Raw genomic sequence first — 24,121 nt, 5'->3', positions numbered from 1 at the left:
GGCTTTGTAAGCTATTCGATAAAAAGTGCCGTTATTCTGCTTCTTTTACTCGAATTTTGCTTTTCGCAACGCTTGCTTCGTTCAAATTCTTGATCGCAGCTGCTGCTTGGTCTTCTTGCGGCATTTCAACAAATGCGAAGCCTTTTGACTTGCCTGTGACTTGATCTAATACCAAGTTGCAGTCGGCTACAGAACCGAATTCAGAAAAAAGCACTCGGAGTTCTTGCTCTGTCGTTGAGCGTGAAAGGTTGCGTACTAAAAGTTTCATAATAAACCGTAGGGTTTGAAGTTGTGGGGCTGATTGTCTCAAGTAACGCTCGTAAGACCAAGAGTTAAATGCCTGTCGACGAGCTTATTTCCCTTTAAGGTTGAAAAACGCATCACTGATTCGCTCGCTAGACAGTCGCTCTAGTGCTTTTTTGTTTCTATGCTAAATAGGGTGAGAGAAATTACAAAGGCACCAGAGGATTGGGGTGATGATAAAAGGAAGTCGATTTTTTCCCGTGTTTTCGTGTTTACTGATGTGGCTGACTCTGCATACTCAATATGGGGTTGCCGCCCCGGCACATACTGCTCTTGGTTTACAGCAAGAGGACATCCGTGTAGGTCGTGTTTTGCGGAGCTATTATGTCCGTATTCCGTCGCTTGTTGTTGAAGACACGAAGCCACCATTGGTGATTGTACTTCACGGTGGGGGAAAGGTGATGGGCTAAGCCCTGCTAAGTATTTAGGCTTTACCCAGCTTGCAGAAAGTGAAGGCTTTATCGTGGCATACCCGAATGGTGTCAATGATTTTTGGCGCGATGGGCGCGATCATTCGTTTCGGGATATCGCTGATCTCGAGCCCAATATAGACGATATTGAATTTATCTCTGTACTCATTGCTCATTTCATTAACCATGAGCACGTAGATCCTCATCGAGTGTACGTTACAGGGATCTCTAATGGTGGAATAATGACAATGCGTATTGGCGGCGATTGCTCCGATTACGGCGAACATAGCGAAGAATATTTACCCGACTTGCCGGCCTACACTCCCTGTTCCTATCTTGCTGATGAATGGGCGGGATGACCCTATGGTGCCTTACGGCGGTGGTTTTGTCGGCTTCAAGCGTCAGAAAAGAGGAGAGGTGGTTTCAACATCTCAGTCAATATTACTTTGGGCTAAACATAACGGCTGTTTGGATGAGCCAAAACGGTATTATTTATCCGATCTTGATTCATCTGATGATTCTCGAATCTTTGTGACAGATTACAGCGGTAATTTGCGATACTGCGGTGTGATGTTGTACACAGTGGAAGGGGGTGGGCATACTCTTCCTGGCAGTAACGTACCAGATATGCCTCGTCTTTTGGGTACAAAAAATAATGATATTGATGGAGCGGCAACTATCTGGGACTTTCTTAAACAGCACTCACGGTAGTGGTTTTTCGTGTGGGTGATCTAGATTTAAAAAAGGGAGAAAGCACGCTGCTTTCTCCCTTCATTTATGCATTTTTAGTAGCGTGGTCGACGACCGGCTTTTTTAGCGCGGTAATTCGCTTCTGCCTGCTCTTGCATTTCTACAATGATCTCGTGCGTCAGTTCCATTGGCTCTTTAGGCTCAACGCCATCAGCGAATCCACGTTCACGAGGCTTCATTTCAAACTGTTCAGCGCTTGCACGGGGCATGCGTTTAAAACGATATAGGTAAAAGTTTTCTACCTTGTCTTTTGCCCATTCCGTTTTCTTCAAAAACTTAACGCTGCTCGCGATAGTTGGGTTTAGGTGGAAACACTTTAAGCCTAGTGCGGCGTATAAAATATCCCAGTCGTAGAAATCAACCAGCTCTGTCAGCATAGTTTCTGCTTTTAAACCATGAAGTGGGTTGTTTTGTTGCTCTTGAATTCTTTTATCCATTAAGCGATTCCTCTATGAGACTAAGCGATTTCTACTTGCAGTAAACGTTTTTGGTGATCAAGATACTCGTTGTACGTACCTTGGAAGTTCACTAATTTCTTATCTTTAATATCGATAATGCGTGTTGCCAATGATGACACAAATTCACGGTCATGGCTGACAAAAATCAGTGTGCCTTCATAAACTTTAAGCGCTTCGTTTAGTGCTTCAATCGCTTCCATATCCATGTGGTTAGTCGGCTCGTCCATGATCAATACGTTGATGTCTTGCATCATTAGCTTGCCAAACAATAGACGGTTTTTCTCACCACCAGAACAGTTACGCGCTTTTTTGTTTGAATCATCAGCGGTAAACAATAGGCGGCCCAAAATACCACGTACCATAAGGTCGTCGTGTTTCGCGGTACGCCATTGAGAGATCCAATCGAAGATGCTTAAATCGTTGTCGAAATCTTCTGTGCTGTCTTGTGGGCAGTAGCCTACAGAAGCATTTTCAGACCACTTAATCATGCCTTCTTTTTGCTCTAGATCTTTCACTAGGCAGCGAAGGAAGGTGGTTTTACCAACACCATTTTCACCGATAACCGCCAGTCTTGTGCCTGCTTCAAGCAGCATTTCACCGCCTTCAAAAAGTAACTCGTCATCAAACGAGTGACCAAGATCTTTAATTTCAAGTGCAAGACGATGAAGTTTTTTACCTTCACCGAAGTTAATAGAAGGGCTCATTCGGCTTGAAGATTTCACTTCGTCCAGAGTGATTTTATCCATTTTCTTAGCACGAGATGCGGCTTGCTTCGCTTTCGATGCGTTGGCACCAAAACGGTTCACAAAGTCTTGAAGTTCAGAAATCTCTGCACTTTTCTTCGCATTGCTTGATAGCAACTGCTCGCGGATAAGACCAGAAGCTTCAAGGAAGTACTCGTAGTTACCTGGGTAAATGCGCAGTTCACCGTAATCGATGTCTGCCATGTGAGTACAAACTGAGTTTAAGAAGTGACGGTCGTGCGAAATGATGATCATCGTACATTTACGTTGGTTCAACTCTTCTGCTAACCAGTTAATGGTGTGGATGTCCAAGTTGTTCGTTGGTTCATCAAGTAGCAGGATATCTGGGTTAGCGAATAGAGCTTGCGCCAGTAGAACACGAAGTTTCCAACCAGGAGCAACTTGCTGCATTAGGCCAAAGTGAAATTCTTCTTCAATACCGGCTTGCAATAAGATGTCGCCAGCGCGGCTTTCTGCGCTGTAGCCATCCATTTCAGCAAACTCACTTTCAAGTTCAGCGACTTTCATGCCGTCTTCTTCACTCATTTCTGGCAGTGAGTAGATGCGTTCACGCTCTTGCTTGATTTCCCAAAGCTTAGTGTCACCCATGATAACAACGTCAATAACGCTGTATTGTTCGAAGGCGAATTGGTCTTGGCTCAGTACGCCCAGCTTTTGGCCCGGGGTAATAGAGATGTTGCCAGAGCTTGGTGTTAGCGCACCGCTTAGGATCTTCATGAATGTTGATTTGCCACAACCATTCGCCCCGATTAAACCATAACGGTTACCGTTGCCAAATTTTGCAGAGATGTTTTCAAACAACGGCTCAGCGCCAAATTGCATTGTAATGTTTGCTGTAGATATCAAAGAAGTAGTCCTAGCTGTGTACTGTTCGGCCAAAGATCGGCCAGTTAGCCAAAATGGGAAGCAAGTAAAGGTAAATAGGCGGCGAATTATACAGACTTGTGTCACAAAATGTAGAAATTCTGAGTTTTATTTTGTTTGGACAGTGAGAAAAATGCGGCTAGGAACCAAAAGGCTTGATCTGAATCTTATCTCACCGTATTTCATTCGTGCAGGAACAGTGAAAATCATTGTGTTAACACTCTCGCTCCATATCTATAGAGCGAGAATCTTCGGGCAGTTACAAGCCTATTGCGGCCGCCATCGCTAGCAACACAAACAAGGTTGCCGTTACCTTACGAATTAAATTAAGCGGTAGCTTGTCTGCAGAGAACTGGCCTGCCAAAACAACAGGAACGTTAGCCAGCAACATGCCGATGGTTGTACCAAGAATTACCCAAAGAAGAGCATCATGATATTGAGCGCCAAGGACGGTGGTAGCAACTTGAGTTTTGTCTCCAATTTCTGCAATGAAAAAGGCGATGAAGCTCGCCACGAAGGGGCCTCTGTTGGACACTTTTTCATTCTCGTCTAATTTATCGGGGATCAGTATCCATCCGGCCATGGCGATAAAGCTCACCACTAATATCCACTTTAATACTTCAGGAGATAGGTAGTCGGCCACCATGACACCAAACCAAGCCGCGAGTGCATGATTGAGAATGGTTGCAAAAAATATAGCGGCAATAATGGGAATCGGCTTGCGATACCGGCTTGCCAATAGAAAGGACAACAGTTGGGTTTTGTCTCCAATTTCAGCTAAAGCCACCGAAATAATGGAGATGAATAATACGCTCACAGTTTTGCTCTTTGGGGCGAGAGTTATTATTAGAACCATAGACAAGCCTACATGTCCCACCCCGGTTCATGCTGGTTTGCCAATGGTCTCGCCAAACTTACACCAGTGTATGTAAGTCATGATCGCCACGAAGATTTTGCTTCAATTATGTTGACGACCATCTTCATCGTATTTTTATGTGATAGAAGAGGCTACTCCCCAAAGGGATGGGGAGTATAGCGGTAAGTGAATTGATATTTCAAGTATTGGACAAAAAAGGATTGTTAAAGAAGGTTTCAGCCCCCGTTCTATAAAGCGCTATTCACGGCCTTATGTTGAACGTGATGAAAAACCATTAACCAGCACGGCGATTCGGCCATTTTTTTTTGTGACTATTTCGGTTTCTATTCCGAATACAGCGTGGAGGTTTTTGGGTGTGAGTACTTGCTCGACACTTCCATGGGTATGAATGTTGCCATTTTTGAGCAGCACTAACTCGTCACAAAATTGTGCGGCTGAATTAAAACAATGAAAACTGGTAATGACCGTTTTGCAGCAATCAGAGACTTGCGACATCAATTGCCAGATATTATGCATGTCTAAATGATTTGCTGGCTCATCGAGTAGTAATATATTTGGGTTTTGGTAGAGCAGTTGAGCCAACATCACCCTCTGTTGTTCACCGCCTGATAATTGATAAAAGGTCTGCTCAAGTAGTGTGTCTATCTGAGTGCTCGAAACCACCTGTTTGAATAATTTATGGTCACGCCCAAACAGCTGACCAAGTAAGACGATGTCTTTAACCAGTAATGGGCACTCAGCCAAAGAGTGCTGCGCCATTAGACCAATGATTTGTGCCATTTCTTTGCGTTTAATATCGACTGATGGCGTCGTGTTGAAAGCAATCTGACCTTGGCTTGGTTGAATCAGACCCGCAATCAATTTTAATAGTGTGGTTTTACCAGAGCCATTTGGGCCGAGAAGACCAATCTTTTTTCCGCTCTCAATTGAAAGCGAAATGCCCGATAAAAGGGCGTGTTTTCCTACCTGATAGCCTAGGTTGCGAACATCAACGTGCATGATTTGACCTCAACAGCCATAAGAAGAAAGGCATGGCGATAATCGCCATGGGTATGCCGATGGGGAGTTCTTCTGGACGAATCAAAATTCTACAGAGAAGGTCGACCAAAATGCACAGTAATGCGCCTAATAACACTGAGATCGGCAATAGACAGTGATGGCTGCCACCAACTAAAAATCGAGCAAAATGTGGAACCATTAAACCGATAAAGCCAACTACGCCAACTTGAGAAACCGCGATTCCGGTTAATAAGGCGGTAAGAACCGACCACATAAAACGATGAAAGCGCAAATTGACGCCAAGTGTCGCGGCTTTTTCATCCCCTAAACTCAATGCATCCAAAACTCGCGAGTATTTAACTGCAACAACCAGTCCTAATATCAGAGCGGTAGTGAGCATGGGAAGTTGAGACCACTGGGCATTGACGAGCGAGCCCATCATCCATTGCATAATACCGGGCAGTTTTTGACTTTGAGCGCTGAGCATGATCATTGACGTGATGGCTGAGAGCATAAAACTGACCGCTATACCGGCCAAAATGAGTTTGTTGGTATTCATTGAATGCTGGTTTTGTCTGGCAAGTAACATCACCAATAAGAAAGCGGAGAGCCCGCCTAAGCCTGAAAGCAATTGAGGCAAAAACGAGTGGGACAGCCATTCTCCACCATAGGCAAATAGCAATACCATGACCATTGACGCCCCGTTAGACACCCCGAGTAAATACGGGTCGGCCATTGGGTTTCGGACTATTGCTTGAATGATCACACCCGCTAGCGCTAGTAATCCGCCGATCAAAGCCGCTAAGAGTACTCGTGGCAAACGCATTTCTAACACAACGGTCTGCTCAAACCCTTTAGGTTCGTTGCCATGTACAAAGCTAAGTAGGGAAGATAATGTCTGGTTACTCGAGATATCAATGGAACCATAAGCGAGAGAAAAGTAGCCCGAAACCAGACTCAGCAGCACTAAGGTCACGATGACGAAGCGAGGAGGCATTCGTAAAGAATTCATTAGGCTTTGTCGATGAGTGAGTGAAGCTTGATGATTCCTTCAATAAGCCGAGGTGAGGCAATGGTTTCAGTAAAGGGTAACAGTAAAATACCTTGGTTTTGAACGGCATTAATACGCGATAAAAGCGGGTGTTGATTGAGTTTGTTGATAATGACATCAGTTGGGCCATGTTGGTAAGTGGCAATAATGATGATGTCTGGATTCATTTGAGCGATTTTTTCCCATGATACCTTGCTCCAACGTCCTTTCAATGCATACCGACGTTGTGCCCACCAGCAAGGCGAATCATAAGATCTGCGCCACCACAGCATGCGCCAATATTAGCTTGCAAGCTATACGCATCAATCAGCAGCACTTTAGGTTTTGGCTTGGTTAACGCCGTCGGTAGTGGCAGTCGTTGCTTTGCAGCGTTCTCTAACCGCTTTGCACGTTCAGTAACATGGAAGATTTGAGCAAGTTCATGTAAGTCTTGCCACGCGTCTGACCATTTTATTGGGTTGTTGCTCGAACGCTTACTGTATGGGTTGATAACAACTTGGCTGCCTTTGCTTTGCCACCAGGCAATATTGCCCAATGTACTAGGGGTAAACGCACTAGGAAAGCCAGCGTAGATGAGATCTGCCTTAAGGGACAGTAATTGCTCTCTGCTTGGGAGCGCTTTCGCTACATGAGGCACGCCGTGTAATTTTTTTGCCAATAAAGGTGGTAGCTCATCATCAATGTACGCTACCCCGACAAGGTGTTCTTGAAGGTCTAAGCGAAGCATGTTTTCGATTGCGCTTTGGTGGATAGCAACAACCCGTTCTGGTGGCACCACGATGGGATGAGCAACTGACAAAGATGACATCAAGGGCGTTGTGAGCAATACAATACAGGCGATTAAACGAGCTTGGATGTTAAGGGAATTGAGAGTCGATAGTATCTTTGACATGATAAATAATTGATTTTTCAATGAACAACGAAAATGTGAGTGTATTAAACGGATTACGCCCATTCAAGTGCAATATCGAACCATTAAGATCTAGATCAAAGTTGAAGAGGTTTGAGCTTGGTCATATTCCTCTATTGAAGGGAGTAGAGTCCCTTTATTGAGTATTTTTCTATGTTAATATCGAGGTAGGAAACGATAAACACAGAGAAGGTTGAAGTAATGTCGTCAGATCGCAATGGTACTAGCGCAAATTATGCTCGTAATGAAAGCGGCTACCGTGATAAAGCACTAAAGTTATACCCTTGGGTTTGTGGTAACTGTGCTCGTGAATTTGTGTTCTCTAATCTAAGAGAGTTAACGGTGCATCATAAAGATCATGATCATACCAACAACCCACCAGATGGCAGTAATTGGGAATTACTTTGTTTGTATTGTCACGATCATGAGCATTCAAAATATACTGATCATGACCGTTATGGTACCGATATTCAACCGGGCCAAGACGATCATGTTCAAGCAACAAATAACCCGTTTGCAAATTTAAAAGCCATGATGAAAAAATAGTAACGCCTAGGGCATGAATCGTCGTGCCCTTTATTTTTCAGCCCTTTCTCAATCTTTTCTCAATCCTTTCTCAGTATTGCGATACATCAAAACTGCTCTCAAATAGTTTCGACGCACTTAGCAATTTCTTCACGTCATATTTTGTGCACGCTATTCGATAATTAATAAGTGATATTATCAATAGTGAACTAGTCTTAAACGAGATGGTTGCGATAACGCTCGTTACTAGTCAATGATGAATGATGGCGAGGTAAATGAGTAGATGAAAAATTGCAGTACCTTCATTATTTTTGTCTTCTGTTCAGTTCTTTATTCTGCCTACATTCCTGCCACCGAAAAAACGCTTGTTGTTACTAACTCAGCCACATGGCCGCCGTTCTCTTTTATCAATGAACAGGGCGAACCGGACGGCATTTTGATTGATCTTTGGCGTGAATTTGGAGTGCAGAATGAGGTTGTCATTGAGTTTAAACTGACCAAATGGCAAACCAGCCTAGATTTAATTAAAGCAGGGAAAGTCGATGTGCATGCAGGGCTGTTTGAGTCTGAGCAAAGGCGGGAGTATATGGATTTCTCTTCTACAATTAATGTGCCGTTAGCAACCCGCTTATTTGTGTCTCATAAGCTGAAAGTGAGTAGCATTGCAGAGCTTGCTGGTGTTCCGGTTGCGATAACGGAAGGAGGGTTTGAGCAAAATCATATGGCAGAGCATTATCCAGATATTGAGCTGCTGCCTTATGCAAACAGCGTTAATGCGATTCAAGCGGCCGTTGATGGTGAGGTACTTGCCTTTATTAGTGATTACCCCGCAGCCATGTACTATTTGCATCAGTGGAGTACACCTGAAGATTTCTATGTCGTAGAAACCCTCTACCGCGAAAATTTAAAGGCCGCCGTTCCTGTTGGAAATAAAACGACACTGGCGTTGGTTAATCAAGGTTTAGACTCGATGCCCACCGGAGACTTTAACCGTATCGTTAACAAGTGGATGCTACCAGAGTCTCGGATCCCTACCTGGCTCATGCCGTCTTTAATCTTCGGTATGACGGCATTTATTTTAATATCATCATTAGTGTACATCGTGGTTTTAAAAAGACAGGTTAAGCTTCGCACCGAAGCGTTAGAGCTTATTTCAATTACAGACAGCTTAACCGGGCTGTTCAATCGTAAAAAATTGAAGATGAGGTTGAGTTTTCGCGCCAGAAACTGCTTAACTCAGGCTTGCCATTTTCTATTATTTTGGTTGATATTGACCATTTTAAACAGGTTAATGACAATTTAGGGCACCTCATGGGGGATAAGGTACTCAAACTGCTCGCCGATGTATTTAAAAACGATTTGGCTACGAACGATCGTATTGGCCGCTGGGGAGGAGAAGAGTTTTTATTTGTCTGCTCGGATTGCACCTTAGAGTCTGCGCTACTTAGAGCGGAAAGCGTACGAAAAACCATAGAGGAATATGATTTTGGTATTGGAAACACCGGCTGTACAGCCAGTTTCGGTGTAACGGAAGTACTAAAACAAGATGCGACAGATGATGCATTTCGCCGAGCCGATGACGCTTTGTATCATGCTAAGCGAAATGGGCGTAATCGCGTTGAGTCTGCTTCTGCTTCGTAAAAATGGGGCAGTTATGACTACCCCTTTTCATCCACAATCCCGATCAGTTAGCCTTTATTGCGATTGAAGTTGTAGTTATTGTCGTGGGTCGAAGATCTAGCAATAAGGTCAAGAAGCTTTTTCACTACCTCATCCACTGCTTTGCTATCAATCTCGTCACCTTTAAGTAAGTGGCTTTTACGCTCGTATGTAAACTCAATGGTATGATCAAAACACTGCTGGTAAGCCGCTTCTGTTTTACCATTTGTCCCATAATCATGAGAACTTGCTGGAAACTTAACGTATATCAGTTTGGCGTCATGATGAGTTTGGTTCGATTTACGTTGTAATGCTTTTCGAATGTTGTCGCACATGCCATGATTCACTAGCTCGCTGAACATAGTGTTATTTTCACCGCCATCACTCAGTACGATAATGTAACGATTTTTCGCAGTACTGCCGTAAAACTGATGAGGTGCTGCTAGCAAGCCTTGGTACATGTCTGTGCCGCCATCTTCATCATCCATGTTTCTAATGGGCGCAAGGAAGTGGTCATTTAATTCATTTTTGTTTTCGAATCCACGTCTTTCGATATTGTAAAACTCTAAGTCGTCGTCGCCACAATAGCGTTCAAAGGCAATCTCATCATCGTCATCATCATCGTATAAATCAAAGTTATTCCGTTTTTTATCATATGGCATAGGAGCATAGAACATCGGTTCTTTTTCTATACTGATCTCGCGAGCAGTTCGGGCTACGTCAATATGATTGTAGATGGTGTTGTAATCAATGTGAGTATTGTTGCCTATTCGGAACGGCATTTTAGAACATTTTCCCCAGCTCTTGTCATTGCGATCATAATCATCATCTTCGTCACAATCGTCATCTTTATCGTCATATTCAGTTAACCAACGAACATAGTTTCTAGCGATGGATTTTTGCTGGTCGGTAAATCCATAACGATTAAACATTTTTTCGCGTTCGATTTTCCCTTTACCTTCACCGTTTTTATCTTTATAGACAGTTCGCATCAGATTGGAAAAATCAAAATAATCGTAGTTCTTTGAATAAAAACGTCCGCCTCCTCGAATGTATTCAAAGTCCGAATTGGCGGGTGATTTAAGAGTGGACACGCAATAAAATCGGTTGTTTCGCTTGATCACAATACGTTTAGCAAAAGGGATGAAGCCAAATGTTGACTGTGTGTCGGAATCATAGATTTTGGTTGTAAGCGCCTTGATTACCGCTCTCATGTTATCGAACTTTTCGAAATCGTTATCTTTGCCGTTTGGTTCGTCATCATCATCCATTGACTCAGAGAAATCCGCTACAAATACGAAGTCACCACCACCTTGTGCAAGCATTCGGCCTGCTACTCCTGTGTTGGCTACGTTTACTTTTTTATCAAAGCTTGGTAATTCAGAAAATTTGAACCAAGATTCGTGTGTTGTGTTTGCGTTCAGTTCATAGCGAAAGTAACCCAGTTCGGTCTTTTTCGTGTGGCTGATGTTGTAGAAATCTTCTTTAACACTACGCTTTACGCCAACAGTGATGTTTTTAGCATCGGTAATGTAATGAGATAGCCAATTACGGGCAAGGTCTTCTGCTGGCTGACTTTTAAAGTGTTTATCGCGCACATTATCTTGTGTGGAAACAGCAATTGACGCCGCTTCAAGTCCGTCGCCTAAGCGAGCTTTGCTGCTAATATATCGCCCACCTTCAATACTCAAAGCCGCCATGCCGGTAATGGCGATAAGGATAAAAACAAAGTAAATGGCGGCGGCACCAGTTTGTGAATTTTTTTTCATCTAGCGACCTACGAAGGTGGAGTGGGCGGATAGAACGCGGTCATTTTTTTCGGCTTGATTCCCAACAATGCGTTCAAACCAAGCAGGAACAATCTGACACACGGTAACTTGGTAAATAGGTGCTTCTGATTTTTTTCCTCCAGAGCTAACCGCGAGTGACTGATTCAAGGGGTAATTCAGTTCACAGGGAACATTGCTCGCCAATTTCTTAATGACAACCCTTCTACCAGAGACTCGTGACTCCACAATGACGGACACGTCACCCGTTTTTACATTCAAAAAGCGGGCAGCCAATCTTTGCAGCTGCTCAGTTTCTTGGAAATTTGGGCGGTAATTGGGTTGAGTTTGATCATCTGAATAAAATAGAGACCGCTCTTTAAGCAAGCTGACAAGCGAATAGGACACCCGCTCTAGTTGGCTTTTGCGGATTTGCTGGTAACCCAAGTCAAAACAGAAGTATAAGCATGCACCCATACCCAGCAGAACAAATGCCATTTCAATTGAAAAGACACCCTGTTGTCGGTTTTTATTTAACACGATCAAGCCTCTCGAATTCACTTATCACTAAAACATGTCTGGTTATATCTGTGTTAGTGAATGACCATTTGAAGAAAATGGGGGTGTAGTGGTAAGTCAATTGATATTCAGAAATAGCGTTTTGCTTCCAACTGGTGTTGATGCGTTGTTGATCAAGATCATCCAGTGATTTGTAGTGGGAAGCTTTGATCTCCATTTTTTTCTTTGAAGTAAACACTTCCCACAGTTTTCCTCCGTTATCGTGAACAAATTGCTCAAAATAAAAGGCGAACTGATCACCAGAAAAAGACTGAATGTGTTTACAGCGCTGGATCTCGATTGGATCTGAAAGGTCGGTGCAATTTTTCTCTCGGTATTTTTCAAAGTCGCTGTTTTTGTGCATTTGCACCCGCGCATCCCGTGCAGCTTCAGCTGAAGCGTAATCGAGAACCGAGCAAATATAGGTAAGCCGGCAGACTTCAAAAATGAGAACAGTGAACATAAATAGGACGATAAAGCCCAAAGCAAACTCAATGGCAAAAACACCTTGTTGTTTACTAATTGGCGCGATTTTCATGGCGATGGTTTCTATTGTGATGTACAAAAAACGGGCGTTAAACGTTGCTTCAGCCCAAAAATGTTAATAGTGCGGCATTAAATCATTTTTTGCTAATGAAAGACAATAAAAAAGCAACCGTTTGCCTTTTCGGATTAGGTAAGAATATGAATGGTGCCTCTTTGCCTTTGTTTAGCGTATAAAAGTGCTTGATCAGCCATCATGACTATTTGCTCTAAATCCATCGCGTCGTTTGAATAAGAGCAGTGTTTGATGCCAATCGTTATGGATAAGTGAGGCGATATAGGCGAGTTAATGTTGGGTATTCGTAATTGAGACACGTGTGATAGTAAAACTTGAGCTTTTTGTTGGCATTCTGATCGGCTGATGTTTCGAATAAATACAAGAAATTCGTCTCCCCCGTAACGAAAACACACACCGTTATCATCAATCCAATCATTCAATTGCTTGCCAATTTGTTTTAGAGCTTCGTCGCCCTTGATGTGACCGTAATGATCGTTCAGTTGTTTGAAATGGTCGATGTCTATCATGAATATTGCTGTGTCGTGTTGTTCTATCTCGGCGTGTTTTAACTCCGTTGGCAACAGAGATTCGAGTGCAAACCGATTATGCACTTGTGTTAAATGGTCTGTGAATGTCAGCTTCTCTAATTCGCTTTGATGCTGAGCTAAACGGCGTATGTTGGATTTGTATTCAGTGATATTTCGAACTGTCCAAAGGACCATATTTAGGTCACTCAGTGGCACGACAAAGGCGTTAAATTGTTGTAGTTCTGTGGGCCCTTCTTGCCCTTTAAAGCAAGGTAAGTCTTTGGGATGAAGGTCGTATTCTAGCTCTTTGGGCACGCCAGACTCAATGACTTCTATGATGATGGAGCTAAACCAATGGGCGAGGTGTTCTGGCAAGACATCGTATTGATTTAAGCCTATCAGTGTAGAAGGGGAATGATGGCGGCTGGTGTCCGTTCCTCCCCATGCTTCTAAGTAGACTCCATGTTTATTGATGAGAAAAGTTGGCTCGGGCATGCTTTCGAAAACCAGATGTATGATGTCTGGGTTTTTCATTAGAGCACTAGCCAGAGTCGAGTGGGACATTCACGCACCTTAATTCAAAGCGATGTAACTTAAAATATAGCGTAAAAACCCATGATACATTTACTTTTTGTAAGGTTTAATTGGCCTTAAATCAAGGCCTCCAAGCGGCATTTTTCTCCAGTCGGCTAAAGGCTAAAGAGAGCCCCAAGCAGAGCAACAGATAACAAACGCCTACCAATAACCAGATTTCGAATATTAAGCCAGAGGAATTGGCCATTTCAGTCCCCACAAAGGTCAGCTCTTGAATGGAAATCAGCGCAACAATGGATGAGTCTTTGACCAGAGAGATAGTTTGACCAGCTAAGGTTGGGGTGATCGCAGAAAGAACTTGAGGCGCAATCACATAGCGATACTTAGACCATGTTGACAAGCCCAGGGCGTCAGCTGCTTCCCATTGCCCCTGGTGAATTCCAGCTAAACCTGCTCTGACAATCTCGGCAATGTAAGCCGATGACAACAAACCAATGCAGAGCACACCAGAGAGTAGATTTTCCCATAAATTGGCGGGTCCAAAAATGACCAATTGAATTGCATTAATATCGCCATTGTGTTCACGCAATAATCCGTCTAAACCCAGTAAAGGGATCAACTGATTGGAAACAAAAAAGTAGAAAATGAAGACAAACACCAAAGGGGGAATGTTTCGAATTAATTGAATAAAGGCATTGGCAGGAATGCGTAGCAAGGAAACATCAGAAAATCGTGCAACGCCAAGTGCTGTGCCTAATATGAGTGCTAAAACTAGCCCCCAGAGACTGAGGCGTATGGTAGATAATAGGCCTTGAAAGAAATAGGGTAGGCTGCCGTCTGCTCTTGGCGTAAAAATCAGATCAATGGCATCAGCCCAACGCCAATGATATTGCACGCCGATTGACCAGCGTTGATATAGCCATACTGCGCCCAAAGCCACTAATACTAATAACACTAGGTCGAGCCAGTTTGGACGCCATTGTGGCAAGTGCTGTGGTCGTGATGATTTGTTATCCACTGAGGTTTGGCTGTTCAAATTAACCCTAATTCATGACAATAAAAGAAACGGCGCGAGCGTAAATAATAGGAAGAGCGAAGCGATAGCTGCTTTGCTCTTCATTGGTGGCATTATTGACCGGAAGCGATCTGGTTTTGCCAATCTAAAGTCGAGAACCAATACTCATAACGTTCAGTTAGCCAACCGTCTTCCGTTCTTGCTTGTATCCAGTCATCAAAGAACGCTTTTTTATCTGCTTCAGATAAGCGAACAGCAAAAGCCTCGTTACCTTTAGATAGACGTTCTTCAAATGGAATGAATAACGTTTTGGCGTTCTTGACCGCTTCGTGTTCGGGTTTAGGGCTTGATGCGATCACCGCATGAGCGTTGCCATTCAATACTTCTTGGAATGCTTGCGCATCGTCATCAAACTGCAAGATTTTAGCCTTAGGGAAGGTTTCTCGTGCCACTTGTACTGTAAAGGCACCACGACGAGCTGCAATTTTCACCCGGCGAGAGTTGAAGTCCTCTGCGGTATTGAACCCATCCGCTAAGGTGCGATTTGCAGCCACTTGAACACCAGAGTGAGAATAAGGTTCACTAAAAAGAACACTCTTGGAACGTTCAGGTGTGATGGACATCCCCCCAATAATGACATCGAACTTTTTAGCGAGCAGAGCGGGAATAATGCCATCCCAAGCCGTAGGAACAAATTCGACTTTCCAGCCTGAATCTTGCGCTAAGCGTTTCGCTACGTCGATTTCAAATCCGATTAATTCACCTTGCTTGTCGCGCATGGCCCACGGAACAAATGTGGACATACCCACACGTAAAGTGCCTCGATCGTTGATTTTGTCTAGGTTAGGGGTTTCACTCGCTAGAGTTGGCAGGGCCACTGCTGCACCCAGTATGATGGCCGCCACTTTTTTAAACGCAGTTCTTACTATGAGCTTCATGCTGATTTTCTCCATTATTGTGTGCGCCACTGAGCGCCTAGCTTATGCTCCATCAAGGCTGATATTCCTGATAGAGTGAGTGTTAACAGCAGATAAATTGCTGCAACGGTAAACCAAATTTCGAACGGCATTGCCGTTTCCGATACGATGTTTCTGCCTTCTGTTGTTAAGTCGAAGATTGCCATGACACTGACGATCGATGAGTTCTTAATGAGCGAGACCACTTCGTTAGTTAATGGCGGTAATGTGCGTTGTAGCATCTGAGGCAGAATAACGTCTTTGTAGGTATAAAAAGGGGACAACCCCAACGCCTTCGCGGCTTCAAACTGCCCCTTAGGAATGCTATTTAGACCCGCTCTAAAGACTTCTGCGGTATACGCTCCTTGGAATAAGGCCAATGCCAAAATAGCGGTTGAAAACCGATCTAAACCTATCATAGGCCCAAAAACAAAATACAGTAGATAGATCTGAACCAATAAAGGCGTGTTTCGAATTAACTCGATGTAACCTCTTGCCAGCCCACGACCTATAAGGGAATTCGATAAGCGTAAGAGCGCCGTAACGAGCCCAATGACAATGGTTGCTACTAGGCTTAACGCCGAGATATGCACGGTGACACCAAGCCCTTGAATGAGTTCTGCCGACCACCACTCGCCTTCTTCGTAAAATGCCAAGTAATCTGGAACGCGGTGCCACTGCCATTGATAATCCATAGCTTCAGCGCCAGATTGCAACAACCAACCTAGGCCAATGGTGAGCAATAGGATCTGCAACAGAGCAGACAATAATGGTTTTAGAATTCTAACCGTCATTAATAACTCAGTATTTGTTCTAAAAAGAGTTGAGTACGCTGGTGCTTCGGCTGTTCGAATAGCTGTGTGGGGGGTGCACTTTCGATAATCTGTCCTTCGTCCATAAAGATGACCTTATCGGCGACTTTTTTAGCAAACCCCATTTCGTGGGTGACGCACATCATGGTCATGCCATCTGAGGCGAGCTCTGTCATGACGTCTAGCACTTCATTTATCATTTCTGGGTCAAGTGCCGAGGTCGGTTCATCGAATAACAATATTTCAGGCTTCATGCATAAAGCGCGAGCGATCGCGACTCGCTGTTGTTGCCCGCCAGATAACTGTACCGGGTATTTGTTCGCTTGCTCGATAATCTGCACACGTTCGAGATAATGCAAAGCTTGCTTTTCAGCCTCTGCTTTTGAAAGGCCATGAGTGCGTCTTGGCGAAAGAGTCAGATTGTCTAAAACAGAGAGATGCGGGAAAAGGTGGAAATGTTGAAACACCATTCCGATGGTGCCGGGTTTCAATTGTTTTGAGTTTGGCGCATGACCAAATACGTCTAATTCACCGGCTCCAAAGGTTTCCAGATCGTTAACGCAGCGTATCAGGGTGGACTTTCCCGAACCAGAGGGGCCACAAACAACCACAATTTCCCCTTTGGAAACGGTCAGGTTGATGTTTTTAAGTGCCTGAAATTTCCCATACCACTTGGCGACGTTGCGAAACTCTATTGCATTCATAGAGATAGGTAAGCCATAAATGTAATTATTATTACCAATACCATAGCAACATAGTGAGTTTATTGCATCTAATTATCTGAAATATAGCGCCTTCGATGAAAGGGATTTGGGTGGTTTATTTCGAATGATAAGTTTCATGATTGAATTCGAACATTTAATTTTCAACATCATTGGTAACTAACGGACTCATTTTTGTAATAAAAATTTAATAATTTAACGATTGCGTCACGGAAATATTTAACAAAACGAGCAAAAATGCTTCCGAAATGTATTCGTTCGAAAGATTTAACTATTCATTCGAACTAGCCCTACAATAACTAAGATAATAATAAGAGGTCTGCTATGTTTGGTATTTTTAAACCCAAACCACACCTTGATCGGCTGCCAGCTGATCAAATCGGCGCTACCTACACTCGACTCCGTTGGCAATTGTTTCTCGGCATTTTTGTTGGTTATGCTGGATACTATCTAGTTCGAAAAAACTTCAGTTTAGCGATGCCATATCTCATTGAACAAGGATTTAGCCGAGGTGAGTTAGGCGTGGCCTTGGCGGCCGTTTCTATCGCGTATGGGTTGTCCAAGTTTTTAATGGGCAGTGTCTCTGATCGCTCCAACCCTCGGTATTTCCTCAGTGCTGGCCTATTAATGTCGGCTGCGGTTATGTTCTGTTTTGGCTTTATGCCATGGGCAACGGGCAGTGTAGCAGCGATGTTCGTTCTACTATTCCTAAACGGTTGGTTTCAGGGAATGGGGTGGCCTGCGTGTGGACGAACTATGGTTCACTGGTGGTCTCGTAAAGAGCGGGGAGAGGTGGTCTCGGTATGGAACGTTGCTCACAACGTGGGCGGTGGCTTAATTGGGCCAATGTTCCTACTTGGTCTTTGGGCGTTCAACGATGACTGGCGTGCTGCTTTTTATGTGCCTGCATTTTTCGCCACGTTAGTCGCCATTTTCGTTTGGTTTACGGTGCGTGATACTCCGCAATCATGCGGTCTTCCTTCAATTGAAGAGCACAAAGACGATTACCCTGATGACTATAAAGAAGAACACGAACAAGAGATGACCGCGAAGGAAATTTTCTTTAAGTACGTATTCTCCAATAAACTTCTTTGGTCGATAGCGATTGCAAACGCCTTTGTTTACTTGATCCGTTACGGTGTGCTGGATTGGGCTCCGGTTTATCTAAATGAAGCAAAACAATTCACGGTAGACAAATCTTCTTGGGCTTACTTCTTGTATGAGTGGGCCGGTATTCCAGGAACGCTATTGTGTGGTTGGATATCTGACCGATTATTCAAAGGACGCCGAGCTCCTGCGGGTATCTTGTTTATGGTACTGGTGACTGTCGCGGTACTTGTGTACTGGTTTAACCCCGCAGGTAACCCTATGGTTGATATGGCAGCGTTAGTTGCGATTGGCTTCTTGATCTACGGGCCAGTTATGTTGATAGGCCTTTATGCACTTGAGCTTGCACCGAAAAAAGCGGCAGGTACTGCGGCAGGTCTGACTGGGTTATTTGGCTATTTGGGTGGCGCGGTTGCTGCTAATGCAATTTTGGGTTACACGGTTGATCACTTTGGTTGGGATGGTGGCTTCATGGTCTTAACCGCTTCATGTGTTCTGTCGGTTATATGTCTAATTTACGCTCATTTTGGTGAGAAAAAACATCATGAAGACAAGGCTAAAAAAGCGGAAGAAGCACTCGCTTAGTTTTAACCTTAACAACGATAAATTGCCTGCTTAGCCAGTTAACGGAAGCAGGTTAACAGCCAGAGGTTCGATCAATAAGATCGAATACCTCTGGTTTTTTTGTTCGTAGTCATTGAAGCATGACTTAAAACTGGAATAGAATACGAATAATTTGCATTAACCATTGTATTTAGAAGATCAACATGTCTCGTATTCTTGTTATAGATGATGATATCCCCTTATGTGAGTTACTTAGTGATGTACTCCTTGAAGAGGGATATGAAGTGCATTGCTGTCATTGTGGTGAATCTGGTTTGGCACATATGCAATCATACCCGGTTGATTTGGTGCTGCTTGATGTCATGCTGCCAAATATTGATGGTATGCAAATGGCGCGTAGAATTTGCCAACGATTTGCTACGCCAATTTTAATGCTTACCGCACTTAATGATGAAAACACCATGATGGATAGCTTGCAAGCTGGAGCCGATCATTACATGCCTAAGCCTTTTCAAGTTCCAGAGTTGCTGACAAGAATGACGGCAATGCTGCGTCGGGTAGGGTTAGAGCGACAACGACAAATGGTTGTGAGTGATTCCGCGAAACAAACCTCGAATCGAGTGATTGCAGATCAACTTACAGGCCTCCCTTTAACTGGAACAGAAGTTGATCTGTTGGAATACCTTCTTAATCGCAAAGACATTGTCGTTTCTAAAGCGGAGTTACAACTGAAAGTGCTGAAAAAAGATCTCAGCCCGTTTGACCGCAATTTAGACATGCACATCAGTAATATACGCCGCAAATTGGTGCAAGCTGGGTTACCAAAGCAATACATAAAGACCATACGTGGAAAAGGATACAGTTTTGTCGAATCGGTTTAAGTGTCCACTTTGGCTGAAAACAGAATCATTGGCGGCTCGGCTTTTTTCTTATTTTGCGATTATTTTACTTTTGATTTTAGGCGCACAGAACTTGGCAGAAAGAGCCTTGATGAAAGCCTTGCTGCAAGTACCTGATAACGTCCAAACCGACATGCGGTCGTTGGCCGTTGAGGCAGAAAGTCTGCTACAAAAAGGCAGTAATCAGGCGTTGGCGGAGTGGGAAAAAGCGCAAAGCTATTATCTGTTTGTATTGGATGAACAACAAAATGCGCTCAGTGGTCGAGAGATGCATCCGCATTTTAAATTCAAATTAAGGTTTATCCGCCAATTGGACACCACGTTACAAGATCGAGTCAATCAGCCCATTATTTCGATGCCGTTGAGTGACAAACGGCAACTGGTTATACAGTTTCCGCACGCAAAGCATCCAGCGCATTTCTATCGATATTATTTTGGGGTGAGCCAAGTGGTGATCGCCATTTTGATCCTCAGTGTGTTTTCACTGTTGTTGGCCAGATTCCTACAGAAGCCGCTTTCTCAATTGCAAGTCGCGAGTCGTCAACTTGCGGAAGGCGATTTTCATGTTCGAGTCGCCGATGTGGTGGGTAAAGACGTGAACGAGTTTGCTGAACTGGCTAAAGACTTCGACAATATGGCTTTTCGTATTGAAGAAATGGCTGAAAAACAACGTCGACTCATCAGAGATGTTTCTCACGAACTCCGTACGCCGTTAGCTCGTCAAAATCTTGCTCTGCATTTAGTTCGTAAAAAGATCCCAGAGGAACTACACCCGTTAGCAGATAAGCTTAGTCGTGAATCCGACGTAATGAATGAACTTATTGATGAGATTATGGAGTATAGCAAGCTTGAAATGGCGACCTACGTACCCAAATTGGTGCCACTACAACTTGACGCTTTGGTTTCGCAGTCGTTACTTGATGCCTTATTACTAAAACAAGGCTCACAAACTATCATCAGCGAGGTGCCGAAAGATTTGCCACTCATTTTCGCCGACCCAAGGTTGCTACTGCGAGTGCTTGATAACCTGCTGAGCAATGCTCTTAAATACGCAGGAGACAGTGCCAGCGTCTCTGTTTGTGGCTATCTAGCCGATGGACAGGTTATTTTACAAGTTGAAGATGATGGGGCAGGGATACCGAATGCGCACTTGGCGAGTATCTTCGACCCTTTTACTCGTTTAGAGCAAGCCCGAGACAAACAGTCTGGTGGTTATGGCTTAGGATTGTCGATTGTAAAAGAGTCAATGAGAGTGATGAAAGCAACCGTTCAAGCTGAGAATAGGGAACCTTCTGGCCTTCGTGTAACCCTTTCTTTTTCAACGATAAAAAGTTCGATTTTTTAATAAATAGATGTCTTTACATTATTGTACAAATGCAAAGAATGTAAATTTAACTGCAAGTGATAACTATTATCAATATTATTCGCAACATAAATCGAGGTGACTTAGCAAAGTTACCCTTATTGTTGCTTTCTCTTCTGAGCTAGCCCAAAGAGGCTGGCAATTTGGAAGAGGTTTATTGGAGATAAAGGATTATGACTTCTAAAAGTCAATTAGCGGTACTTATCGGTGCCATTTTGTCAGCGCCTGTTGCCTACGCAGAAACGAACACTGCAGACGAGCACATGGTCGTTACAGGTCGTGATCACGGCTACAAAGCGGATACCAACACCACCGCAATGAAAATTGAGGCCTCTCAGTTAGAAACCCCAGGACAGGTTACCGTTATCGATGAGCAAATCATTGATGAGCAGCGTGCGAGCACACTAGGCCAAGTTCTTGCAAACGATGCAAGTATCGGTGCTGGTGGTAATAGCCGTAACCGTGAGCGTTTCAATTTACGTGGTTTTGATTTGCAAGTATTGCGAGACGGTCGTAAGCACTGGTCTTACTACAAGCAACCCATTGAACTTTTAGAACGTGTTGAAGTATTAAAAGGCCCATCAGGTCTGTTATACGGAACTTCAGCTCCAGGCGGCATGGTAAACATGGTGTCTAAAAAGCCAACTTACGAAACTCAAGTGAATGTTAGCCAAGACCTAGGTTCTAATAACCACTCACGTTCCGTTGCTGATGTAAGCGGTGCGTTAAATGACGAGCAAACGTTACGTGCTCGTGCTGTATTATCAAAAATGACAGAAGATTCGTGGCGCACATACGGTGACGGCAGCACACACTCAACAGAGCGTGTTGTTGGTGGCCTATTTGTAGACTACGACATCAATGATGATGTTACTTTGTCGCTACACTACGACAACACATACGACAAAGGGAACGTAGATTCAGGCGCTTTCGTTGTTGATGGCAAAGTGGTTAACGGTCGTGAGCACATTTGGGATGCGCAATGGTCTACCATTGAAAACCGTTCTGAGAACATTGGCTTTGATGTGAATGCACAGCTTAACGATACGTGGGCGCTAACGACGGGCTTTAACTACCAAGACTTCAATCGTCAAGATATCGAGAGTTTCCCTAGCTTATCGAACGTTAACCCAGATGGCACCGGTACGGTGACTCACGGTGGTTCAGATCGTAAAGACCATTGGGTACATCAAACAGGTTATGTTGACTTAGTGGGTAATTTTGATGCGCTAGGCGTATCTCACCAGATGCTTGTTGGTGCAAACTGGTTGGGTTACACCTATGACAGAAACCAAACTAGCTTCAATAAAACTACTGTTGGTGCGAATGATCCAGTTCCAACGCCTACGCCAAAAGCTGGTGCACCAAGAATTTCACATAGCCACTCAGATTCTTATGGTGTTTACGTTCAAGACATGGTGACGTTTAACGACCAATGGCAAGTGTTAGCGGGTGCTCGTTTTGATGAAACACGCAGTGATGGCCGTAAAGATAACGCGGTGTCACCTAAGCTTGCTGCGATTTACCACCCAGTAGAGAATGGTTCTTTGTACTTAACCTATGCTGAAAGTTTTGAGCATCAGGGTGAAGTCTCAGGCAGTGAGTATGTGAACGATGGTCAACAGCTTGATCCTCGCCGTGGCAAACTTTACGAGTTTGGTACCAAGTGGAACTTGCTGGATGAGAAGCTATACCTAACGGGTGCGTTATTTGACATCACAGAAGAAGGTCGTACATTCGAAGAAGATCTTGGCAACAACATGAAAAACATGACACAGGCTGGTGAGCAAAATCACCGCGGTGTTGAAGTTTCAGCGCAAGGTTTTGTTACTGAAAAATTCTCTGTCAGCGCTTCTGCTATGTACATCAATGCGGAATATGTGAAGTATCAAGATTATCGTGGTAATGACTTATCCGGCAACCGTCCAGCAGATGTACCAGAGTACTCTGCAAGTGTTTGGACTCGCTACAACTTTGACAACAATACAGATGCTAACTTAGGTGCAGTTTATGTTGGCGAACGTTATGGCGATGCTGCAAATACCTTTAAGAAAGACGGTTACACACGATTCGATTTAGGTGTTGCACACACTCACAACTATGATGAAAATCTAGATATCATTGCTCGCTTCAATGTTGAAAACCTGTTTGATACCGAATACTTCGGTGGTGGCGGTTCTGCCGATGGCGCGGGTTATAAAAATGTCGTAGTCGGTGAAGGCCGTAACTTCATGGCATCAGTTCAATTGCGCTATTAATCGGCAGTTGAGTTAAAAATAAGGAGAAAGCGAGAGCTTTCTCCTTATTGTGGTTTTAATGATATTGATTTTCATTTAAAGTATGTGTGTTTAATGGCGAACACTCATCCGTTCCCCATATTTTTGTTTCTTATTATTCTAATTTTTTGTTTAAGAGTCTAACCATGAAAGGATTTAAGCCTTGGTCTGCGTTGCTTGCAATGCTGTTTATCACCTCAGCTCACGCCGATAAACTGGATGATGCGCGGGCGGTTGAAAATAAAATCAACCGTGAAGCGGCAACAAGCCAAAAGAACATCAATGCCAGTGCAGACAATACTCTGTCTATGAAGGCCGAGATTGAGCAGCTGCAAGAAGAGGTAAAAAATCTAACGGTTTATCGTGATCACTTAGCCCGATTGGTTGCCAATCAAGAACAAGAAAGTGACAGCTTGTCTATGCAAATAGACGGCATCAAGCAAACAAGACAAGGCCTAGTGCCGTTAATGTACGGCATGATCGATGGCTTAAAACAATCCGTCTCTCAAGATAAACCTATTCGATTGGCACAGCGATTAGAGCGTGTAGAAAAGCTAGAAAATATGATGTCACAAGCCGATATCAGTGATGCAGAAAAGTATCGCCGTATTTTAGAGTCTTACCAAATCGAATTAGACTATGGCATTAAGCTAGGGACTTATTCCGCTGTGTTGACCTCATCGGATTCAACAGAGCTTGAAGCAGACATGCTGTACCTAGGTCGTCTCTCTTTGGTGGCTCGCAGCCTCGATGGTAAACGATACTGGGTGTGGAAAGACAACACCAAGCAATGGCTGGAGTTAGATAAAAGCTTCGGTTCAGACATAGATAAAGCCTACGCCATTGCCAATAAACAAATTGCACCAAGCCTGTTGACCTTACCGCTGTCTGTTATGACGGAGGGCAAATAA

27 protein-coding genes and 1 riboswitch are annotated in these 24,121 nt (G+C 43.8%); of the genes, 11 read left to right on the top strand and 16 right to left on the bottom strand.

Annotated elements, in window-relative coordinates; all coding sequences use genetic code 11:
• Nucleotides 1-31: 31 nt before the first annotated feature.
• Nucleotides 32-268, bottom strand: a complete 237-nt coding sequence (locus tag VTAP4600_RS08525; RefSeq protein WP_102522413.1) for an RNA recognition motif domain-containing protein — start codon at nucleotides 266-268, stop codon at nucleotides 32-34.
• A gap of 208 nt (nucleotides 269-476) precedes the next feature.
• On the opposite strand from VTAP4600_RS08525, the gene VTAP4600_RS08520 reads away from it, so the two are divergent.
• Genes VTAP4600_RS08520 through VTAP4600_RS08510 form a run of 3 tightly spaced genes read left to right on the top strand, consistent with a single transcriptional unit; the run spans nucleotide 477 to nucleotide 1,424 of the window.
• Entirely contained in the window at nucleotides 477-713 is a 237-nt protein-coding gene (locus VTAP4600_RS08520; protein WP_145958565.1) for a hypothetical protein, read from the top strand.
• 53 nt (nucleotides 714-766) lie between these two features.
• Nucleotides 767-1,072 (top strand): prolyl oligopeptidase family serine peptidase, encoded by a 306-nt coding sequence (locus tag VTAP4600_RS25770; RefSeq protein ID WP_172443100.1) that lies wholly within the window; start codon nucleotides 767-769, stop codon nucleotides 1,070-1,072.
• Nucleotides 1,073-1,076: 4 nt separating this feature from the next.
• Nucleotides 1,077-1,424: an alpha/beta hydrolase family protein gene (locus VTAP4600_RS08510; protein ID WP_102522410.1), complete on the top strand. Its 348-nt coding sequence runs from the start codon at nucleotides 1,077-1,079 to the stop codon at nucleotides 1,422-1,424.
• Between the two features lie 74 nt (nucleotides 1,425-1,498).
• On the opposite strand, the gene VTAP4600_RS08505 is transcribed toward VTAP4600_RS08510, so the two are convergent.
• The 7 genes from VTAP4600_RS08505 to VTAP4600_RS08475 all read right to left on the bottom strand — a co-directional run bounded on the left by VTAP4600_RS08505 (nucleotide 1,499) and on the right by VTAP4600_RS08475 (nucleotide 7,368).
• Complete coding sequence (locus VTAP4600_RS08505) at nucleotides 1,499-1,900, bottom strand: VF530 family protein (protein ID WP_102522409.1); 402 nt, start codon at nucleotides 1,898-1,900, stop codon at nucleotides 1,499-1,501.
• 20 nt (nucleotides 1,901-1,920) lie between these two features.
• Nucleotides 1,921-3,531: an ABC-F family ATPase gene (locus VTAP4600_RS08500; RefSeq protein ID WP_102522408.1), complete on the bottom strand. Its 1,611-nt coding sequence runs from the start codon at nucleotides 3,529-3,531 to the stop codon at nucleotides 1,921-1,923.
• 277 nt (nucleotides 3,532-3,808) lie between these two features.
• Nucleotides 3,809-4,366, bottom strand: a complete 558-nt coding sequence (locus tag VTAP4600_RS08495) for a TMEM165/GDT1 family protein (RefSeq protein WP_102522407.1) — start codon at nucleotides 4,364-4,366, stop codon at nucleotides 3,809-3,811.
• 94 nt (nucleotides 4,367-4,460) lie between these two features.
• Nucleotides 4,461-4,578: riboswitch (yybP-ykoY riboswitch) on the bottom strand.
• 97 nt (nucleotides 4,579-4,675) lie between these two features.
• Nucleotides 4,676-5,425 carry an ABC transporter ATP-binding protein gene (locus tag VTAP4600_RS08490; protein ID WP_102522406.1) on the bottom strand — a complete coding sequence of 250 codons (750 nt, stop codon included), beginning with the start codon at nucleotides 5,423-5,425 and terminating at the stop codon, nucleotides 4,676-4,678.
• The gene (locus VTAP4600_RS08485) at nucleotides 5,415-6,437 is read right to left on the bottom strand and encodes a FecCD family ABC transporter permease (protein WP_102522405.1); all 1,023 of its coding nucleotides are present in this window, start codon (nucleotides 6,435-6,437) and stop codon (nucleotides 5,415-5,417) included. Before VTAP4600_RS08485 ends, VTAP4600_RS08490 begins: the two co-directional genes overlap by 11 nt.
• A complete protein-coding gene (locus VTAP4600_RS08480; RefSeq protein WP_172443099.1) occupies nucleotides 6,437-6,688 on the bottom strand; it encodes an ABC transporter substrate-binding protein in 252 nt (83 codons plus the stop codon). Before VTAP4600_RS08480 ends, VTAP4600_RS08485 begins: the two co-directional genes overlap by 1 nt.
• The gene (locus VTAP4600_RS08475; RefSeq protein ID WP_145958563.1) at nucleotides 6,685-7,368 is read right to left on the bottom strand and encodes a TroA family protein; all 684 of its coding nucleotides are present in this window, start codon (nucleotides 7,366-7,368) and stop codon (nucleotides 6,685-6,687) included. The genes VTAP4600_RS08480 and VTAP4600_RS08475 overlap by 4 nt, the downstream gene beginning before the upstream one ends.
• 219 nt (nucleotides 7,369-7,587) lie before the next feature.
• Here VTAP4600_RS08475 and VTAP4600_RS08470 point away from each other — a divergent pair, with 219 nt between their 5' ends.
• The 3 genes from VTAP4600_RS08470 to VTAP4600_RS08460 all read left to right on the top strand — a co-directional run bounded on the left by VTAP4600_RS08470 (nucleotide 7,588) and on the right by VTAP4600_RS08460 (nucleotide 9,552).
• Entirely contained in the window at nucleotides 7,588-7,932 is a 345-nt protein-coding gene (locus VTAP4600_RS08470) for a YajD family HNH nuclease (protein WP_102522402.1), read from the top strand.
• Nucleotides 7,933-8,194: 262 nt separating this feature from the next.
• A complete protein-coding gene (locus VTAP4600_RS08465) occupies nucleotides 8,195-9,214 on the top strand; it encodes a transporter substrate-binding domain-containing protein (RefSeq protein WP_102522401.1) in 1,020 nt (339 codons plus the stop codon).
• The gene (locus VTAP4600_RS08460) at nucleotides 9,154-9,552 is read left to right on the top strand and encodes a GGDEF domain-containing protein (protein ID WP_172443098.1); all 399 of its coding nucleotides are present in this window, start codon (nucleotides 9,154-9,156) and stop codon (nucleotides 9,550-9,552) included. The genes VTAP4600_RS08465 and VTAP4600_RS08460 overlap by 61 nt, the downstream gene beginning before the upstream one ends.
• Nucleotides 9,553-9,599: 47 nt before the next feature.
• On the opposite strand, the gene VTAP4600_RS08455 is transcribed toward VTAP4600_RS08460, so the two are convergent.
• The 8 genes from VTAP4600_RS08455 to VTAP4600_RS08420 form a co-directional block, all read right to left on the bottom strand.
• Nucleotides 9,600-11,339, bottom strand: coding sequence for a pilus assembly protein (locus VTAP4600_RS08455; RefSeq protein ID WP_102522399.1), 1,740 nt, complete (start codon nucleotides 11,337-11,339; stop codon nucleotides 9,600-9,602).
• A complete protein-coding gene (tadF, locus tag VTAP4600_RS08450) occupies nucleotides 11,340-11,876 on the bottom strand; it encodes a tight adherence pilus pseudopilin TadF (protein WP_102522398.1) in 537 nt (178 codons plus the stop codon). It lies immediately after the preceding gene.
• On the bottom strand, nucleotides 11,866-12,432 hold the full coding sequence (locus VTAP4600_RS08445) for a TadE/TadG family type IV pilus assembly protein (protein WP_102522397.1): 567 nt from the start codon (nucleotides 12,430-12,432) through the stop codon (nucleotides 11,866-11,868). The genes tadF and VTAP4600_RS08445 overlap by 11 nt, the downstream gene beginning before the upstream one ends.
• 134 nt (nucleotides 12,433-12,566) lie before the next feature.
• Entirely contained in the window at nucleotides 12,567-13,526 is a 960-nt protein-coding gene (locus VTAP4600_RS08440; protein WP_102522396.1) for a sensor domain-containing diguanylate cyclase, read from the bottom strand.
• 91 nt (nucleotides 13,527-13,617) lie between these two features.
• A complete protein-coding gene (locus VTAP4600_RS08435; protein WP_172443097.1) occupies nucleotides 13,618-14,532 on the bottom strand; it encodes an amino acid ABC transporter permease in 915 nt (304 codons plus the stop codon).
• A 92-nt stretch (nucleotides 14,533-14,624) separates the two neighbouring features.
• Nucleotides 14,625-15,449, bottom strand: coding sequence for a transporter substrate-binding domain-containing protein (locus VTAP4600_RS08430; protein WP_231897767.1), 825 nt, complete (start codon nucleotides 15,447-15,449; stop codon nucleotides 14,625-14,627).
• A gap of 14 nt (nucleotides 15,450-15,463) precedes the next feature.
• Nucleotides 15,464-16,261 carry an amino acid ABC transporter permease gene (locus VTAP4600_RS08425; protein ID WP_102522393.1) on the bottom strand — a complete coding sequence of 266 codons (798 nt, stop codon included), beginning with the start codon at nucleotides 16,259-16,261 and terminating at the stop codon, nucleotides 15,464-15,466.
• Nucleotides 16,261-16,983 carry an amino acid ABC transporter ATP-binding protein gene (locus VTAP4600_RS08420; RefSeq protein WP_102522392.1) on the bottom strand — a complete coding sequence of 241 codons (723 nt, stop codon included), beginning with the start codon at nucleotides 16,981-16,983 and terminating at the stop codon, nucleotides 16,261-16,263. The genes VTAP4600_RS08425 and VTAP4600_RS08420 overlap by 1 nt, the downstream gene beginning before the upstream one ends.
• Before the next feature lie 342 nt (nucleotides 16,984-17,325).
• Here VTAP4600_RS08420 and glpT point away from each other — a divergent pair, with 342 nt between their 5' ends.
• From glpT to VTAP4600_RS08395, 5 genes are all read left to right on the top strand, one after another.
• The gene (gene glpT / locus VTAP4600_RS08415; protein ID WP_102522391.1) at nucleotides 17,326-18,693 is read left to right on the top strand and encodes a glycerol-3-phosphate transporter; all 1,368 of its coding nucleotides are present in this window, start codon (nucleotides 17,326-17,328) and stop codon (nucleotides 18,691-18,693) included.
• Between the two features lie 182 nt (nucleotides 18,694-18,875).
• Nucleotides 18,876-19,553, top strand: a complete 678-nt coding sequence (locus VTAP4600_RS08410; RefSeq protein WP_102522390.1) for a response regulator transcription factor — start codon at nucleotides 18,876-18,878, stop codon at nucleotides 19,551-19,553.
• The gene (locus tag VTAP4600_RS08405; RefSeq protein WP_231897891.1) at nucleotides 19,519-20,916 is read left to right on the top strand and encodes a histidine kinase sensor domain-containing protein; all 1,398 of its coding nucleotides are present in this window, start codon (nucleotides 19,519-19,521) and stop codon (nucleotides 20,914-20,916) included. The genes VTAP4600_RS08410 and VTAP4600_RS08405 overlap by 35 nt, the downstream gene beginning before the upstream one ends.
• A gap of 191 nt (nucleotides 20,917-21,107) precedes the next feature.
• On the top strand, nucleotides 21,108-23,192 hold the full coding sequence (locus VTAP4600_RS08400; protein WP_102522389.1) for a TonB-dependent siderophore receptor: 2,085 nt from the start codon (nucleotides 21,108-21,110) through the stop codon (nucleotides 23,190-23,192).
• Between the two features lie 164 nt (nucleotides 23,193-23,356).
• Nucleotides 23,357-24,121, top strand: coding sequence for a DUF3450 domain-containing protein (locus VTAP4600_RS08395; protein WP_102522388.1), 765 nt, complete (start codon nucleotides 23,357-23,359; stop codon nucleotides 24,119-24,121).

This window comes from Vibrio tapetis subsp. tapetis, assembly GCF_900233005.1.
GTDB classification, from domain to species: Bacteria; Pseudomonadota; Gammaproteobacteria; order Enterobacterales; family Vibrionaceae; genus Vibrio; species Vibrio tapetis.
Note: the sequence above shows the minus strand (reverse complement) of the source record. Positions and strands in the feature narration are given on the sequence as shown.